This window comes from Adlercreutzia sp. ZJ473 (assembly GCF_013185065.1).
GTDB lineage: Bacteria > Actinomycetota > Coriobacteriia > Coriobacteriales > Eggerthellaceae > CAAEEV01.
This window is the reverse complement of the sequence record NZ_JAAVTO010000055.1, coordinates 1-15,971: the sequence shown is the minus strand read 5'-3', so window position 1 is coordinate 15,971 and position 15,971 is coordinate 1. Positions and strand designations below refer to the sequence as shown.

At 70.0% G+C, this 15,971-nt stretch carries 15 protein-coding genes; 1 reads left to right on the top strand and 14 read right to left on the bottom strand.

Annotated elements, in window-relative coordinates:
* The first annotated feature begins 50 nt into the window (after positions 1-50).
* Complete coding sequence (locus HRL41_RS12505; protein ID WP_371808836.1) at positions 51-689, top strand: helix-hairpin-helix domain-containing protein; 639 nt, start codon at positions 51-53, stop codon at positions 687-689.
* Positions 690-1,648: 959 nt separating this feature from the next.
* Here HRL41_RS12505 and rsfS read toward each other — a convergent pair.
* The 14 genes from rsfS to HRL41_RS09870 form a co-directional block, all read right to left on the bottom strand.
* Positions 1,649-2,080, bottom strand: a complete 432-nt coding sequence (rsfS, locus tag HRL41_RS09940; protein ID WP_172136858.1) for a ribosome silencing factor — start codon at positions 2,078-2,080, stop codon at positions 1,649-1,651.
* On the bottom strand, positions 2,077-3,642 hold the full coding sequence (gene nadD / locus HRL41_RS12220; protein ID WP_371808835.1) for a nicotinate-nucleotide adenylyltransferase: 1,566 nt from the start codon (positions 3,640-3,642) through the stop codon (positions 2,077-2,079). The genes rsfS and nadD overlap by 4 nt, the downstream gene beginning before the upstream one ends.
* On the bottom strand, positions 3,639-4,925 hold the full coding sequence (locus tag HRL41_RS09925) for a glutamate-5-semialdehyde dehydrogenase (protein WP_172136849.1): 1,287 nt from the start codon (positions 4,923-4,925) through the stop codon (positions 3,639-3,641). Before HRL41_RS09925 ends, nadD begins: the two co-directional genes overlap by 4 nt.
* Positions 4,926-4,953: 28 nt before the next feature.
* The gene (gene proB, locus HRL41_RS09920) at positions 4,954-6,096 is read right to left on the bottom strand and encodes a glutamate 5-kinase (protein WP_216662646.1); all 1,143 of its coding nucleotides are present in this window, start codon (positions 6,094-6,096) and stop codon (positions 4,954-4,956) included.
* A complete protein-coding gene (gene obgE, locus HRL41_RS09915) occupies positions 6,093-7,487 on the bottom strand; it encodes a GTPase ObgE (RefSeq protein ID WP_172136847.1) in 1,395 nt (464 codons plus the stop codon). The genes proB and obgE overlap by 4 nt, the downstream gene beginning before the upstream one ends.
* 129 nt (positions 7,488-7,616) lie before the next feature.
* Positions 7,617-7,868 (bottom strand): 50S ribosomal protein L27, encoded by a 252-nt coding sequence (rpmA, locus tag HRL41_RS09910; RefSeq protein ID WP_165056464.1) that lies wholly within the window; start codon positions 7,866-7,868, stop codon positions 7,617-7,619.
* 20 nt (positions 7,869-7,888) lie between these two features.
* The gene (gene rplU / locus HRL41_RS09905; protein ID WP_165173345.1) at positions 7,889-8,209 is read right to left on the bottom strand and encodes a 50S ribosomal protein L21; all 321 of its coding nucleotides are present in this window, start codon (positions 8,207-8,209) and stop codon (positions 7,889-7,891) included.
* 303 nt (positions 8,210-8,512) lie between these two features.
* On the bottom strand, positions 8,513-11,140 hold the full coding sequence (polA, locus tag HRL41_RS09900; protein ID WP_172136846.1) for a DNA polymerase I: 2,628 nt from the start codon (positions 11,138-11,140) through the stop codon (positions 8,513-8,515).
* A gap of 59 nt (positions 11,141-11,199) precedes the next feature.
* On the bottom strand, positions 11,200-11,877 hold the full coding sequence (locus tag HRL41_RS09895; RefSeq protein ID WP_172136844.1) for a response regulator transcription factor: 678 nt from the start codon (positions 11,875-11,877) through the stop codon (positions 11,200-11,202).
* Complete coding sequence (locus HRL41_RS09890) at positions 11,877-13,220, bottom strand: glutamine synthetase family protein (RefSeq protein ID WP_172136842.1); 1,344 nt, start codon at positions 13,218-13,220, stop codon at positions 11,877-11,879. Before HRL41_RS09890 ends, HRL41_RS09895 begins: the two co-directional genes overlap by 1 nt.
* Before the next feature lie 265 nt (positions 13,221-13,485).
* The gene (gene rpmE / locus HRL41_RS09885; protein WP_165173353.1) at positions 13,486-13,935 is read right to left on the bottom strand and encodes a 50S ribosomal protein L31; all 450 of its coding nucleotides are present in this window, start codon (positions 13,933-13,935) and stop codon (positions 13,486-13,488) included.
* A gap of 390 nt (positions 13,936-14,325) precedes the next feature.
* Positions 14,326-14,730 (bottom strand): desulfoferrodoxin family protein, encoded by a 405-nt coding sequence (locus HRL41_RS09880; RefSeq protein WP_172136840.1) that lies wholly within the window; start codon positions 14,728-14,730, stop codon positions 14,326-14,328.
* A 38-nt stretch (positions 14,731-14,768) separates the two neighbouring features.
* Positions 14,769-15,602 carry a prolipoprotein diacylglyceryl transferase gene (lgt, locus tag HRL41_RS09875; protein WP_172136838.1) on the bottom strand — a complete coding sequence of 278 codons (834 nt, stop codon included), beginning with the start codon at positions 15,600-15,602 and terminating at the stop codon, positions 14,769-14,771.
* 9 nt (positions 15,603-15,611) lie between these two features.
* Positions 15,612-15,821, bottom strand: a complete 210-nt coding sequence (locus HRL41_RS09870) for a UDP-N-acetylmuramoylalanyl-D-glutamate--2,6-diaminopimelate ligase (protein ID WP_165056470.1) — start codon at positions 15,819-15,821, stop codon at positions 15,612-15,614.
* Positions 15,822-15,971: the final 150 nt, after the last annotated feature.

The window sequence follows — 15,971 nt, the reverse complement described above, 5'->3', positions numbered from 1 at the left end:
TCGCCGCGAGCAAGGCGCGCCCGTTCGCGCGCGTGCTGTTCGGCATCGGCATGCGGCACGTGGGCAAGACCACGGCCGAGGCGCTCGCGGCGGCCTTCCCGTCGATGGACGCGCTCGCGCAGGCCACCTCCTCGTCGAGCGGGGCGCGGGACGCCGGCGCCATGAGGCCCTCGAGCGCCAGCACCGCGCGCTCGCGCACCTCGGGCGCGCCCTCCCGCGCGAGCAGCACGTTCGCGCGCACGCGGTCGAGCGGCGAGGCGGCGGGCGAGCGGGTCACGCGCCGCGCGAAGGCGAGCGCCTCGGGGACGTCGTCGAGCATGAGGCACGCCCAGCCGCGCAAGCTCGAGAGCGCGTCGTGCAGGCCCGTCGCCCCGCGCGCCACGTCCTCGTGCATCGCGCAGAAGGCGCGCGCCTCGCCGTGCTCGAGCAGCTCCCAGCCACGCGCGCACGCCCACGCCGCGGCCGCGGCCTTCGCCGCGAGCGCCGCCATGACCTGGCAGGCCCGCACGAGCCGCCCGCGGGCGAAGAGCTCCTCGGCGAGGCGCTCGGCGAGCTCGTCGCGGGCAGGGCACGCCGAGGCCGCCGCCATGTCGTCCACGCGGTGCGCGAAGGCGGCGCAGAGCTCGCCCGCCTCCAAGCCCAAGGCGCGGTACGTCCCCGCCCTCCCGTCGATCCCCAGAAACGCGTAGCCATCCTCGAGCAGACGCGCGATCTCGCACGCGCGCTCGCGCGGCAGGAACGAGGCCAGGTCCTCCACGCTCCCCTCCCCGAGCGCGAGCAGCACGAGCATGCCGAGGCGCACGTCGCCGGGGAGCTCCTCGCGCCGCACGCCCTCCATGAGCACGCGCGCTCCCCCTTCGCCCCACCGCACGCACGCCACGCGGTCGCCCGGCGCGCACGCCCGGCGCAGCTCCTCGCCCATGCGGCCGCTCGCCACCTCGCATGACAGCTCCTCGTCGCTCAGCAGCAGGTCGGCGCCGCGCAGCAGCATGCGGTCGCGCAGGAGCGGCGCGAACGAGTCGGCGGAGGGCACGCAGGTCACGATCACCTCGACCTTGCGGTCGAGCAGCGCGTCGACGAGGCGCGCGAACGCAAGCGTGCGGTCGTCGTCGAGGCGCGGCACGTCCTCGCACACCACGAGCGCCGCCTGGGGGTCGAGCCTGCACACGGAGCTGAAGAGCACGTCGGCGTCGAGGTCGCGCAGAAAGCACGGGGAGCGGCCGTTGACCCAGAACACGTGCTGGAACGAGCACACCACGTCGGCGTACTCGAAGGCGAGGGCGGACTTGCCGAAGCCCGCGGGCGCCACCACGAAGCGCGCCACGTGACGGTCGCGCAGAAGGCGGGCGATCAGGTCGGAGCGGGGGAAGTGGCGGCGCGCGATGACGCCTTCGGGGCGACGGCCCCTGCAGCAGCAGGCCTCGACGAACGTGGGCACGGATGCGCTCCTCGTCTGCCGAGGAGCGCATCAGCTGGAAGCAACCCGCCATGTTAGACAAAGCCCCCTGGCCAGGCAAGGAGGACGCATGTGCGCCCGTCGGACGCAGCGTCCGCGACAGGTGCGCTGAGCAGGCGAACCATCTTCGGGCACAGCGAGAGAACTGTCCCGAAAGACGGGTTGGGACAGGTGATGGGGAGAAGATTTCCCCTACTTGCCGAGCATCTTGGCGATGCGCTCGGAGTATTGGATGTCAGCGAGGCCCGCCTCGGCGGCCAGGTCGACCACCGGCGCGTCGTTCCACAGCGCCTCGAGGCGGTAGTACTCGCGCGTCTCGGGCATGAACACGTGCACCACGATGTCTCCGTAGTCCAGAAGCGACCACGAGCCGTCGCCGGACACCTCGCGGTGGCTCGGCTTGACCTGGGCCTCCTCGCGCAGCTTGTCCTCGATCTCGTCGATGATGGCCTCGACCTGGCGCGAGTTGGCGGCGGTGACGATCACGAAGTAGTCGGTGACGCCGATGAGCTCGCGCACCTCCTGCACCATGATGTCGGTGGCCTTCTTCTCGTCGGCCGCGCGCGCGGCGATGATGGCGCATCGGCGCGAAAAAGCGACCTGCTCGGCAATCTTGTCGGTCATTTCCTTCCTTTCTTCTTACGCGGGTGCGCGTCCTTGTAGCGCGCAGCGTATGCGTTCCAGACAGCTATCGTGTCGGGGGCGAGCGCGCTGCCCCGATCGAGCATGAGCACGAGCCAGTGGCGGTACGTCATGAAGAAGAGGTCCTCCAGGCTCGCCTTCCCCACCTGCGCGCGCAGCTCGTCAACCGGCCCGAACGTGCGGCCGGGCTCGAGCGCGTCGGCGATGTAGACTACCATGTCGAGCGGCTCCATGTCGAGGGCGCCGAGCGTGTGGCGGTCGACGGCCTGTATGACGTCGGCGGGTATTGCGGGGAACGCGCGCGCGAGCGCCACCGCGGCCGTCATGCCGTGCAGCACGCGCGGGATGGCCAGGTACTCCGGGGAAACGTCCATCCCCAGCTCGCGCACGCGCGCGATCATGCCCTCGTCGTCGTAGCCCTTGTCCCAGTCGTGCAGGAGCCCCGCGAGGCGCGCCTTCCGCTCGTCGACGCCGTAGGCCCGCGCGAGGCGCTCGGCCGTCTCAGCCACGCCCTCGATGTGCTCGAGGCGCTTGGCGCTCACGCGGTCGCGCAGCTCGGCGTGACGCGCGCGATAGAACTTCCCGCTCAGCGGATCAACCGCCATCGCTTGCGCTCCCTTCTCGCTTCCTTCATCGGCTCCGCCGGCCGTGTTTGACCCGCTGGCCTCATCTGCTTCGCGGGCTGCGCTTGGCCCGCCGGCCTCACCGGCTCCGCCAGCCGCGCATTCCTCACCGGCCCCATCGGCCGCGCCGGCTTTGCCAGCCGCCCCCTCCCCGCCGGGGCCGCCCGCGTTCGCGCGCGCCGCCTTCGTCGCGTAGGGCGCCGCGCCTTCGCCGCGGTACAGCTCGCGCCGGTGCACGTAGTCGCACACCGAGAGCGGCGTGAGGTAGCGCAGCGAGTAGCCCGCGTGCACCCGCGCGCGCAGGTCGCTCGACGACACGGACAGCGCCGTCACCTCGACGTAGCTCACGTCGTAGTCGCCCAGGCTGGCAAGCTCCTCCTTGAACGCGTCGGTCACCACGTAGCCGGGGCGCGTGACCGCGATGAAGCGCACGAGCGAGGCGATCTCCGCGCTCTCGCGCCAGCGCGCGATCGACAGGATGGAGTCGGCGCCCGTGATGAAGAAGAGCTCGACGTTCGCGGGGTAGTGCGCGCGCAGGGCCCGCACGGTGTCCACCGTGTAGGTCACGCCGCCGCGGGCGATCTCCATGTCGCTCACGTCGAAGTGCGGGTTGGGCAGCGCGGCGAGGCGGCACATCTCGAGGCGCATCCGCCCCGGCGTGACGTCGCGGTCGCGCTTGAAGGCGGGGTTGCCCGTGGGGATGAACACCACCGCGTCGAGGCCGTACGCCTCGCGCGCCTGCTCGGCGCAGGCCAGATGCCCGATGTGGATGGGGTCGAACGTGCCGCCCATGATGCCGAGGCGCGCAGGCGCGCCGTCAGCCCCCAGGTCGTCGAAGCGCTCGCACACCGTCGGCCCGTCCGCCCGCGCCGGGCGCGCCGACGTGCGCGCGAAGCCCGTGTCGTCGTGGGAGGCGCTCACGACGCGCGCACCTGCCCGTTCCCGCGCAGGACGTACTTGTACGAGGTGAGCGCGTCGAGCGCGAACGGCCCGCGCGCGTGCAGCTTCTGCGTGGAGATGCCGATCTCGGCGCCGAGGCCGAACTGCCCGCCGTCGGTGAACGCCGTCGACGCGTTCGCGTACACCGCCGCCGCGTCCACGCGCGCCAGGAAGCGCTCGACGGCGTCCTCGTCGGCGGCCACGATGGCCTCGGAGTGCTTCGTGCCGTAGCGGTTCACGTGCGCGATGGCCTCGTCGACGCCGCTCACGCATTTGACGGCGATCTCGGGCGCGAGGTACTCGGTCGCCCAGTCGTCCTCGGTCGCGGCCACGCAGCGCACGTCTGCGCCCGCGTCCGCCGCGCACGCGCAGGCCAGCTCGTCGCCGTGCACGAGGACCCCGCGCGCTGCGAGCGCGGCGAGCGCGCCGGGCAGGAACGCGCGCGCGACCTGCTCGTCCACGAGCAGCGTCTCCGCGGCGTTGCACACGCCGAAGCGGCGGCACTTCGCGTTGAGCACGATGTCGCGCGCCATCGCCAGGTCAGCCGAGGCGTGCACGTACACGTGGCAGTTGCCCGTGCCCGTCTCGATGACCGGCACGCGCGAGCGCTCCACGCAGTGGCGGATGAGCCCCGCGCCGCCGCGCGGGATGAGCACGTCGACGATGCCGTGCAGCTGCATGAGCGCGTCGGTGGCCGCGCGGTCGGTGGTGGTGATGGCGCAGACGGCGTCGGCCGGCAGGCCCGCGCTCGCGGCCGCCTCCGACAGCACGCGCGCCACCACCTCGTTGGAACGTGCCGCCAGGCTGCCGCCGCGCAGCACGCAGGCGTTGCCCGACTTCACGCAGATGCCCGCGGCGTCGGCCGTCACGTTCGGGCGCGCCTCGTACACCATGGCGACCACGCCGAGCGGCACGCTCACGCGCGTGAGGCTCATGCCGTTGTACAGCGTGCCCTCCATCTGCACGCGCCCGAGCGGGTCGGGCAGGCGCATGAGGTCCTCGAGCGCCGCGGCCATGGCCTCCACGCGCCCCTCGTCGAGCATGAGCCGGTCGAGGATCGCCTCGCTCGTGCCCTTGCCGCGCGCCGCGGCCATGTCGGCTTCGTTGGCCTCGACGATCTCGCCCGCATGCGCGCGCAGGGCGGCTGCCATGGCCGAAAGCGCGGCGTCTCGCACCTCCGCGCTCGCCGCGCCCACCTCGCTGCTCGCCGCGCGGGCGCGCAGGGCCAGCTCCCGCACCTCGTTCTCGATGTTCGCCTCGCCCATGCCGGGCCCCCTTCCGCTCACCTTCAGCCTATTCGAAAACCACGAGCTCGTCGCGGTGCACCAGCGGGCGCTCCGCGAGCGGCGCCAGAAGCCGGTTGCCCAGAAGCGCCTCGCGGGTGCGCCCGCAGGCCAGCTCCACCTCGTCGCTCGCGAACGCCACCTTGCCGCGCGCCACGATGTGCCCCGTCTCGTCCTTGATGTCGATGATGTCCTCGGCGTCGAAGCGCCCGTCGACGCGCGTGACGCCCACGCACAGAAGCGAGCTGCCGCGCTCGACGAGCGCGCGGTGCGCGCCCTCGTCCACGATCACCGCGCCGCGCGCCGCGTCGCCGAGCGCGAGCCAAAGCTTCTTCGGCGTGATCTCGTGCGGCCGCTCGTTCGCCACGAAGAGCGTGCCCACCGAGCGCCCCGCCGCCGCGTCCACCACGGCGTCGGGCCGGCGCCCGTGCGCGATCACCATGGGGATGCCCGCCACCATGAGCACGCGCGCGGCCTTGATCTTCGTGACCATGCCGCCCGAGCCCACCACCGAGCCCGCGTCGCCCGCCACGCCCATGATGCGGCGGTCGATGCGCTCCACCTTCTCGATGAGGCGCGCGCCCGCCACCTTCGCGGGGTTCGCGTCGTACAGGCCGTCGATGTCGGACAGGATCACCATGAGGTCGGCGTCGATGAGGCAGGCGACGAGCGCCGCGAGCGTGTCGTTGTCGCCGAAGCGGATCTGCTCGACCGACACCGTGTCGTTCTCGTTCACCACCGGCACCACGCCGAGCTCGAGCAGGCGCGAGAGCGTGTCGCGCGCGTGCAGGTAGGCCGTGCGGTCGGCCGTGTCGCGGCGCGTGAGCAGCACCACCGAGGTGATGATGCCGTGCGCGGCGAAGGCGCGCGCGTACGCCGCCGAGAGCGCGCTCTGGCCCACCGAGGCCGCCGCCTGCAGGCTCGGCATGTCGGAGGGGCGCTTCGCGATACCGAGCGCCTCAAGGCCGCATGCGATGGCCGCCGAGGTCACGATGACCGGCTGCCAGCCCGCCGCGCGCACGCGCGCGATCTGGTCGGCGAGCGCGTCGAGGTAGGCGTAGTCGATGGAGCTCTCCGAGGTGGTGAGGGTCGAGGAGCCGATCTTGATGACGAGGCGCCGCGGGGAGGCCATGTTTTCAGCTTCGCACGTCATAGGTCAAGCTCCTGGTACACGTCGACCGCGCCCTCGGGCGACTCGTACTCGAACGAGCGCCCCACGATGCGGATCTCGTCGCCGTCGAGCGCGCCCGCCTTGCGCAGCGCGTCGTCCACGCCGAGGCGCTTGAAGCGGTGCTGCAGGAAGGTGACGGCCTCCTCGTTCTCCCAGTCGGTCTGCACCACCATGCGCTCGACGCGCGTGCCCGTCACGCGGAAGACGCCCGGGCCCTCCTGCGTGACGAAGAAGCGCGCCTCGCGGGCCTCGCGCTTGTGCTCCCAGATGTGGTCGTACTGGACCTCGGCGGCGGCGCGCTCGCGCGCGGCCTCGCGCAGCTCGTGCACCTTGGTGGCGATGGCGGCCTTGAGCGACTCGACGCCCTTGCCCGTGAGCGCGCTGATGCGGTAGAGCTTCGGGTCGATGGGGCTCGGCGCGAACTCGTTGCCGCCGGCCGCGGCGACGGAGTCGGCGCGCACGCGCTCGGCGAGCTGGGCGCACACCTCGTCGGTGCCCGGCACGTCGATCTTGTTGGCCACCACGATGCGCGGGCGGCGCCCCAGCTCCTCGGCGTAGAGCGCCAGCTCGCGGTTGATGACCTCGTAGTCCTCGAGCGGGTCGCGCCCCTCGTAGTCGCCCGTGAGGTCCACCACGTGCACGATGAGCGCCGTGCGCTCGATGTGGCGCAGGAACTCGTGCCCGAGCCCGCGGCCCTCGTGCGCGCCCTCGATGAGGCCGGGCACGTCGGCCACCACGAAGCTCAAGTCCCCGCTCGTGGCCACGCCGAGGTTCGGCACGAGCGTGGTGAACGGGTAGTCGGCGATCTTCGGGCGCGCCGCGCTCATCTTGGCGATGAGCGAGGACTTGCCCGCGCTCGGCATGCCCACGAGCGCCGCGTCGGCCATGAGCTTCATCTCGAGCTCGATCCAGCCCTCCTGCGCCGGCTCGCCGAGCTCGGCGAAGGCGGGCGCGCGGCGGGTGGAGGTGACGAAGTGGATGTTGCCGCGGCCGCCGACGCCGCCGCGCGCCACCGTGACCCGCTCGCCGTCGTGCGTGAGGTCGGCGATGAGCTCGCCGGTCTCCTTCTCCTCCTCGAAGTACTCGCGCACCACCGTGCCCACCGGCACCTTCAGCACCAGGTCGGCGCCTTGTGCGCCGTGCATGCGGCTGCCGCGGCCATGCGTGCCGCGCTCGGCCTTGAAGTGGTGCTTGAAGCGGTACTCGATGAGCGAGGACACGCTCGCGTCGGCCTGTACGATGACGTTGCCGCCGTGCCCGCCGTCGCCGCCGTCAGGCCCGCCCTTGGGCACGTGGGCCTCGCGGCGGAACGACATGCAGCCCGCGCCGCCGTTCCCGCCGCGCACGTTGATGCGCACCTTGTCTATGAACATGGAGGATAACCTTTCGACCTCTGCGTCAAGCGTCCGCATGGGACGGTTTTGGCCTACTTTACCAACAAAAGTGCCCCCTGACGAGCAGAGGGCACCAAGAAGCAACTATTGAGCGGCTGCAGGAAGCTCTTACGCCTCGGGGCGCACGTGCACGCGGCGCTTGACGCCGCGGGTGAAGTCGACCTTGCCGTCGCACAGGGCGAACAGGGTGTCGTCGCTGCCGCGGCCGACGTTCTCGCCCGGATGGAAGTGCGTGCCATGCTGGCGGACGATGATCTGGCCCGTCTTGATGGTCTCGCCTGCGAACTTCTTGACGCCGAGGCGCTTCGCGTGGGAGTCGCGGCCGTTACGAGTGGAGCCTAAGCCTTTTTTGTGTGCCATGAGTAATTCCCTCCCTTACGTTACTCGGCGGTAGCGGTACCGACGGACGTGATCTGGACGCGCGTGAGCTGCTGGCGATGGCCGCGCAGCTTCTTGTAGTTCTTGCGCTTCTTGAACTTGAAGACGAGCTGCTTCTCGCCCTTGAACTGCTCGACCACGGTGGCGGTGACCTTCGTCTCGGCGGCCTTCGCAGGATCGGCCTCGACCTTGTCGCCGTCGACGATGCAGATGGCCTGAAGCTCGACGGTGGCGCCGACCTCGGCATCGAGCTTCTCGATGTTGATCTTGTCACCCGGGGCGACCTTGTACTGCTTGCCGCCAGTCTTTACGATTGCGTACATGTCTTCTACTCCTCATTTGAAATAAACGCAAGGCGATAGCTTAGCAGCGTGACCGTAGCAAGTCAACCGAGCCCCTTTGGGCCCCATGGGCCCGAGGCGGCTGTCCGTATGCACGATCCCCGCGTATCATCGCACTTATTCCGAAGCTGCGCCTTTTTGGCGCAACCTTGAAGATGATACCAGATAATCATCCGCGCCGCGCTGAGAACTTGCGGGTTTTTTCGCCCGCCTGCGCGCGCGGCGCGCGGGCAGGCTCGTGGTCCGCGACCGCCCGAGAGCCCGCAACCGCCCGCCGCCCGTGCGCTAGTGCGCCTCGGCCCAGGTCGCGCCCCAGGACACGTCGACGCTCAAGGGGACCGCGAGCTCGACGACGCCCTCCATCACCTCGCGCACCAGGGCGGCCAGGTGCTCCACCTCGCCGGCGGGCACGGAGAAGTCGAGCTCGTCGTGCACCTGGATCATGAGCTGCGCCTCGAGCCCCTCCGCGCGCATCCGGCGCAGGCACTCCGCCATGGCCAGCTTGATGATGTCGGCGGCGCTGCCCTGCATGGGGTGGTTCATGGCCGTGCGCTCGCCGAAGCTGCGCTGCTGGGCGTTGCGCGCCCGCAGCTCGGCGATGTGGCGCTTGCGCCCGAACATGCTCTCCGCGTACCCGGTCTCCTTCGCCGCGGCCACCGTGGCGTCGAGGTAGGCGCGCACGCCGGGGTACGCCTCGAAGTAGCGGTCGATCATCTCCTTGGCCTCGCCGAAGGGGATGTCGAGGCTCTGCGAGAGCCCGTAGGCCTGCTGGCCGTACACGATGCCGAAGTTCACGGCCTTCGCGCGGCTGCGCAGCTTCGGCGTCACCTGGTCGACCGGCAGCCCGAACACGCGCGCGGCCGTCTGCGCGTGGAAGTCGGCGCCCGAGTTGAACGCCGCCACCAGGTGCTCGTCGCCTGACAGGTGCGCGAGCAGCCTCAGCTCGATCTGCGAGTAGTCGGCCGACAGGAACACGTCGCCGGGGCGCAGGGGCACGAACGCCGCGCGGATCTGGCGGCCGAACTCGGTGCGCACGGGGATGTTCTGCAGGTTCGGGTCGGACGAGGACAGGCGCCCCGTGGCGGTGACCGTCTCGTTGAACTGCGTGTGCACGCGCCCGTCGGCGGCGCGCATGCGCGGCAGCGCGTCGATGTAGGTCGACTTGATCTTGGCGAGCTCGCGGTAGCGCAGCACCAGGTCGGGCAGGGGATGCACCTTCGCCAGCTCCTTGAGCACGCTCGCGTCGGTGGAGTAGCCGCGCTGGTTCTTCTTGAGGGGCGTAAGGCCGATCACCTCGAACAGGATGTGCGCGAGCTGCTTGGGCGAGTCGAGGTTGAACGTCTCGCCCGCCATCTCGAGCACCTGCGCCGAGATGGCGTCGAGCTCGACCTGCGTGCTCGCGCCGAGGCGCGCGAGCGCCTCCACGTCGAGCGCCGCGCCCGTGCGCTCCATCGACGCGAGCACGCCCACGAGCGGCAGGTCGATCTCGCGGTACACGCGCGCGCTGCCGTCTCTCTCGAGCGCCTCGTCGAGCAGCGGCGCGAGCGCGCGCACGGCGGCGGCGTGCAGCGCGGCGCGCTCGGCGTCGGTCTTAGCCTCGGGCAGCGCGCCGCCCGCGTACGTCTCCATGAGGGCCTCGCAGGTGTAGGCCGACGTGGACGAGTTGAGCGCGTAGGCCGCGAGCCCCACGTCGAAGGCGTCCGCGCTCATGAGCTCCGCGTCGGTGATGCGCGCCGAGACGGCGGTGTCGGCCGGGTACGCGCGCCGCAGGACGCCCTTGAGGTCGAGCGCGGCGAGCCTCCCCTCCCGCACGACGCGCGCGAGCACGTCTACCGCCTCGTCGCCCTCGAACACCGCCGAGCCCGCGCTCGTGGAGAACGCCGCCGTGGCGCCCTCCGCGAACAGCGACACCTGCTCGGGCTCCTCGAAGGCCACGCCGATGAGCTCGCCGGCGCGCAGGGCGCCCTCCACCAGCTCGCGCGCCTCGGCGCCCTCGAGCACCGGCTCGAAGGCAAGCGGCGCGAACGTGCGCGCGGCCTCGGCGCCCACGAGCGCCAGCACGCGCGTGAGCGGGCTCGAGAGCGCGTACTTGCCGAAGGCCGCCTCCACGTCCTCCGCCTCGAAGCTCGGGAAGCTCACGTCCTCGAGGTCGAGCTCGAAGTCGAGGTCGGTGACGATGGTGGCGATCCTCCGGCTCAGAAACGCCGCGTCCTGGTTGTCGCGCAGGTTCTCGAGCTGCTTGCCCTTGAGCTCGCCGAGGTTGTCGTAGATGCCCTGCATGCTGCCGAAGCGCTGCAGGAGCTTCGCGGCCGTCTTGGGGCCGATGCCCGGCACGCCGGGGATGTTGTCGGACGAGTCGCCCATGAGCCCCAGGTAGTCGGGGAACTGCCCGGGCGTGACGCCGTAGCGCTCCGCCACCTGCTCGGGCCCGTAGATGGCCACGTCGGTGATGCCCTTCTTGGTGGTGACGATGCGCGTGAGCTCGCTCGCCAGCTGGTAGGCGTCCTTGTCGCCCGTGACGAGCAGCGTCTCGAAGCCGAGCGCCTCGTCGCGCGCGGCGATGGTGCCCAAGATGTCGTCGCCCTCCCAGCCGGGCACCTTCACCACCGGCACGCCCATGCTGGCGAGCAGCTCCTCCATCACGGGGAACTGCACGCGCAGCTCGTCGTCCATGGGCGGGCGCTGCGCCTTGTAAGCTCTGAGCTCCTCGATGCGGAACTTCGGCTTGCCCGCGTCGAACGCGCAGACGACCGCGTCGGGCGCGGCCAGCTCGACGAACTTGAGGAACATGGACAGAAAGCCGAACACCGCGTTGGTGGGCGTGCCGTCAGGGGCCGACATGGGCGTCTGGATGGCGTGGTAGGCGCGGTGCATGAGCGAGTTGCCGTCGATGACGGCCACCTTCTTCGACATGGAGGATCCCTTCGTGAGAGGCGGGGGCGTGTTTCGGGAAGAGTATACCCCACGCTTCGCTAGGCGCTCCAGAGGTAGCCCACTCCCCGCACGGTTTCCAGACGCTGGGCCAGCTCGGGGCCGAGCTTCGCGCGCACGCGGCGCACGTGCACGTCGACGGTGCGGCTGCCGCCGTAGTAGTCGAAGCCCCACACGCGACGCAGAAGCGCGTCGCGCGAGTACGTGCGCCCGGGGTGCGTCACCAGGAAAGCCAGCAGCGCGTACTCCAGGTACGTGAGGTCGAGCGGCTCGCCGGCCACCTTCACCTGGTAGGTCGCCAGGTTGATGGTCATGTTGTCCACCGTGATGAAGTCGGACGTGGAGCTCTCGTTGCCCGGCCACAGAAGCTGGCGGATGCGCGCCGCGCACTCCTCGGCGGAGGCGCCGTGCACCACGAAGTCGGCCTTCACCTGCACGGGCAGGCGGAACTCGGCGAGCTGCCCCTCGTTCACGATGACGAGCATCGGGGCCGAGCCGTCCTCCACCAGCAGGGCCTCGGCCTGCGCCACGTTGCCGAGCGCGTCGCCGCGCGCCTCGTAGATCACCAGGTCGTGGTTCGGGTGCGTCGAGAGCAGCTTCTTGAACTGCAGAGACGAGCCCGCCGCCACGTCCACGTCGAACCCGGAGAGCACCTGCTGGAACTTGTGCGCGTTGTCGAGGCTGTCCGCGATGAATATGACGGTCTTGCGCTGCGCCATCACAGCACCGCCAGGAACCGGTCGAGCTCCCAGGGGGTCACGACGCTCTCGTACTCCCGCCACTCGGCGCGCTTGGCCGCCACGAGGTAGCTGTGGATGTGCTCGCCGAGCGTCTCGCGCATGAGCTCGCTTTTCTCGAACAGCTCGACCGCCTCGCCGAGCGTCTCGGGCAGGACGCCCACGCCGCCTGAGCGCAGGCCCTGCTGGGAGTGGACGAACAGGTTGTGGTCCTCGGTGGGCTGCACCAGCTCGAGCTCGTCCTCGATGCCCTTGAGGCCCGCCGCCAGCATGACGGCGAAGGCGAGGTAGGGGTTCGCCGCCGGGTCGGGGCTGCGCAGCTCCACGCGGCAGGCGTCTTCGCGGTTGGGGCGGTACCCCGGCACGCGCACGAGGGTGGAGCGGTTGCGCTGGGCCCACGACAGGTAGGTGGGCGCCTCCCCTCCGGCCGCAAGGCGCTTGTAGGAGTTCACGAACTGGTTCGTGACCAGGCAGAACTCAGGCGCGTACCTCAGCAGGCCCGCGATGTAGTGCTTCGCCGCCTTCGAGAGGTTGTAGCCCCACGGGTCGCTCTCGTCGAAGAACGCGTTGCGGCCGTCGAGGTCGAACAGGCTCTGGTGCACGTGCATGCCGTTGCCCGGCGCGTCGGCGAGCGGCTTGGGCATGAACGACGCGTACACGCCGTGCTTGAGCGCGATCTCCTTCACCACCAGCTTGTAGGTCATCACCGCGTCGGCCATGGAGAGCGCGTCGGCGTAGCGCAGGTCGATCTCGTGCTGCGAGGGGCCCATCTCGTGATGCGAGTACTCCACGGGGATGCCCATCTTCTCGAGCGTGAGCACCGTGTCGCGGCGCAGGTCGCTCGCGGAGTCGAGCGAGGTGAGGTCGAAGTAGCTGCCGCGGTCGAGCACCTCGGTGCCGCTCGGGTCCTTGAAGTAGAAGAACTCCAGCTCAGGGCCGACGTTGAAGACGTAGCCCGCCTCGGTGGCCTTCTGCACCATGCGCTTGAGCACGTGGCGCGGGTCGCCCTCGAAGGGCCGGCCGTCGGGCGTCTTGATGCTGCAGAACATGCGCGCCACGGCGTTCGACTCGGGGCGCCACGGCAGCACCTGGAACGTCGAGGCGTCGGGGAAGGCCAGCATGTCCGACTCCTGGGTCTTCGAGAAGCCCTCGATGCAGCTGCCGTCGAAGCCCATGCCGTCGGCGAAGGCGTCCTCGAGCTCGCCGGGGACCACGGCGAACGACTTCATGGTGCCGAGCACGTCGGTGAACCAGAGGCGCACGAAGTGGACGTCACGGCCCTTGACCGTCTTGAGGACGAAATCTTGATCGGGATTGGTTACCACGGCGCTCCCCTTCTCTTCTCAGCTTAAGGTCACATTATAGCGGGCTATGTTACGAGGCGGTTACGCGGGAGGGAGGGCCGGGCGCGCGAGGGCCCGCCCCTTCGCGCGAGGCGGCCGGGCGCGCGAGGCGGCCAGGTGCACGGGACCCGCCTCATGCGTTGGCAGCCAGGTGCACGGGGCCCGCCTCATGCGCAAGGCGGCCAAACGCACGAGGACCCGCCTCGACGTGCGGGGCGGGTCCTCTCGATGCGCCTTATGCGGGGCTCTACGCCTCAGCGGCCTCCTCGGCGGCAGGCTCGGCAGCCTCTTCGGCAGCCGGCTCAGCGGCGGCCGCGGCAGCCTCGGCCTTGGCGGCCTCCTCGGCGGCCTTGGCAGCCTTGGCGGCGAAGGCGGCGGCGCGCTCGGCCTTCTTGGCGGCCTTGGCCTCGCGCTCGGCCTTCTTGGCGGCCTCGCGCTCGGCGATCTCGGCGGCACGGGCGGCCTTCTTGGCGGCCTCGCGCTCGGCGACGAGGTTCTTGGCGGAGCCGAAGCGGTCAGCGAAGCGCTGGACGCGTCCACCGGTGTCGATGAGCTTCTGGGTGCCGGTGTAGAACGGGTGGCACGCGTTGCAGATGTCGATCTTCAGCTCAGGCTTGGTGGAACGCGTGGTGAAGGTGTTGCCGCAGCTGCACTTCACGACGCACTCGACGTACTTCGGATGGATTCCTTGCTTCATGGGTTCACTCCTTGTGGGTTCTCTTCCTTGGTTTCCGACCAAGGTCAACGCCTTGGTTTCCGACCAAGGCAGGACAAGCCTGTCTATATTACCAAACGAGGAGAGAAATGCAAGAAGAAAAAGAAGCCACAGCGGTAGAAAAGAAAGCTCTCCGAGAGAAAAGAACGACCCGCAGGGCGTGATCCCACAGGTCGTTCGTAACGTCAGCGAGGGTTCTTGCGGTGCCTGAGATAGCCCCGCCGCAGGGCCAAGTGGGCTTCGCCCACGCCGAGCCCTGCACAGTAAACAGTCCTGCGGACTGTTTAGGACCATCTATGCGCCCGAGAGGGCGCGCCCTGAGCAGCTTCGCTGATCAGGGCTCCAGGTGCCGCAAGAAGCCGCAGCGTCGATCTATTCCGCCGTTGCGTCAGCAACGACGGAATCATTCACCCAGAGGCCGTGGAGGTTGCAGAACTCGTAGACGGCCACGGGGGCGTCGCCCGCGGCGACCGCGAAGTCAGCGACGGGGGCGTCAGCCGGGGTGAGCGGGCGGACCTGGCAGCCCTTCTCCGTCACGAGGCAGATGAGCTGGATGGAGTGCTCCTCGGTCATGGGGTGCTCGACGCTGCCCACCTGCACGTGGACGTTCGCGCCGTCAACGGTGACGGCCGGCACGTGCTTCTCGAGCGCCGCGTCAACCGCGCCCGCCACGAGCTCGACCATCTTCTCGCCGCAGCATACCAGCGGCACGCCTGCGTCGACGACCTTGACCGCGATGTTCCCGCAGTGCTCGCACCTGAAGAATTTGACCTGCATGATGGTTCTCCTTCGTCTCGTCTGTCAATGCTTAAATGTTACTCTTTTTCTAACATTTTAGGAAGGCCCTCTTGCGGCTTCTTCATGCGAACGGCATAAACGAGCACGCCCACGCCCACCGCCACGAGGGGGAGCGACAGCAGCTGCCCCATGGTGAGCCAGCCGCCCCACAGATACCCGAGCTGGACGTCGGGCTCGCGCACGAACTCGATGGCGAAGCGAAACGCCCCGTACATGATCAGGAACACGCCGAGGAACGTCCCGCGCGGGCGCGGCGGCACGCGGCGCGAGAGCGCGTAGAGCACGAGGAAGATGACGACGCCCTCGAGCAGCGCCTCGTAGAGCTGCGAGGGGTGCCGCGGCATCGTGCCGGCTGCGCCGCCGAACACCACGCCCCACGCCGCGTCGGTCGGCGCGCCCCACAGCTCGCCGTTCACGAAGTTCGCGCAGCGCCCGAAGAACAGGCCCACCGGCGCCGCGATGCAGCCGAGGTCGGCCAGCGTGAGGTACGGGATGCGCGTGAGATGCGCCGCCACGATCCCCGAGAGCAGCGCCCCGATGAGCCCGCCGTGGAAGCTCATGCCGCCGTGGTTCGTCGCAAGCACCTCGAGCGGGTGGGCGAGGTAGTAGCCGTCGCCGTAGAAGAGCACGTAGCCCGCGCGCCCGCCGACGATCACGCCGATGATCACGCACACGAGCACGGTGAGCAGCGCGTCGAGGTCGACGCTCACCTTCCAGCGGTGCGCCACGCGGTAGATAATGAGGGCCGCGCAGGCGAACCCGAGCACATACGCGATGCCGTACCAGCGCACGGAGAGGGGCCCCAGCGAGAACGCGACGGGGTCGAGCACCTGATAGATGTCGTTGAGCACGGAGAGCTCCTATTCCAAGCCCATGCCCGCGCCCACCTCGACGGCGGCGAAGCGCACTTCCTCGCGCAGGTCGGGCGGGATGGGCTGAAGCGTCGATACCTTCGTCGCGCAGTGGTTGCAGTGGAGCGAGAAGAGGGCGAGGTCAGGGCGCAGCACCATCAGGGAGTCGTATGCGCGCAGGTCAAGATCATGAGCTCCGCACGACGGACAGGTGAGCATGGGCACCTTGGAACCTCCTCGCTTGAAAAACGATTCCAGCTTCCCCCATTGTAGCAGAACGCGCGCGCCCGGCGCGGCGAACCTGCGGCAGGTCCGGCGGGTCCGAGCGCGCTGCGGCCCGCGGCCCGCAGCGCGCGGGGCCTCACGCCC

Coding starts and splice junctions, on each gene's coding strand:
- HRL41_RS12505 (WP_371808836.1), top strand. CDS start 51: ATGCGGCACGTGGGCAAGACCACGGCCGAGGCGCTCGCGGCGGCCTTC.
- rsfS (WP_172136858.1), bottom strand. CDS start 2,080: ATGACCGACAAGATTGCCGAGCAGGTCGCTTTTTCGCGCCGATGCGCC.
- HRL41_RS09925 (WP_172136849.1), bottom strand. CDS start 4,925: ATGGGCGAGGCGAACATCGAGAACGAGGTGCGGGAGCTGGCCCTGCGC.
- proB (WP_216662646.1), bottom strand. CDS start 6,096: ATGACGTGCGAAGCTGAAAACATGGCCTCCCCGCGGCGCCTCGTCATC.
- obgE (WP_172136847.1), bottom strand. CDS start 7,487: ATGTTCATAGACAAGGTGCGCATCAACGTGCGCGGCGGGAACGGCGGC.
- rpmA (WP_165056464.1), bottom strand. CDS start 7,868: ATGGCACACAAAAAAGGCTTAGGCTCCACTCGTAACGGCCGCGACTCC.
- rplU (WP_165173345.1), bottom strand. CDS start 8,209: ATGTACGCAATCGTAAAGACTGGCGGCAAGCAGTACAAGGTCGCCCCG.
- polA (WP_172136846.1), bottom strand. CDS start 11,140: ATGTCGAAGAAGGTGGCCGTCATCGACGGCAACTCGCTCATGCACCGC.
- HRL41_RS09895 (WP_172136844.1), bottom strand. CDS start 11,877: ATGGCGCAGCGCAAGACCGTCATATTCATCGCGGACAGCCTCGACAAC.
- rpmE (WP_165173353.1), bottom strand. CDS start 13,935: ATGAAGCAAGGAATCCATCCGAAGTACGTCGAGTGCGTCGTGAAGTGC.
- HRL41_RS09880 (WP_172136840.1), bottom strand. CDS start 14,730: ATGCAGGTCAAATTCTTCAGGTGCGAGCACTGCGGGAACATCGCGGTC.
- HRL41_RS09870 (WP_165056470.1), bottom strand. CDS start 15,821: ATGCTCACCTGTCCGTCGTGCGGAGCTCATGATCTTGACCTGCGCGCA.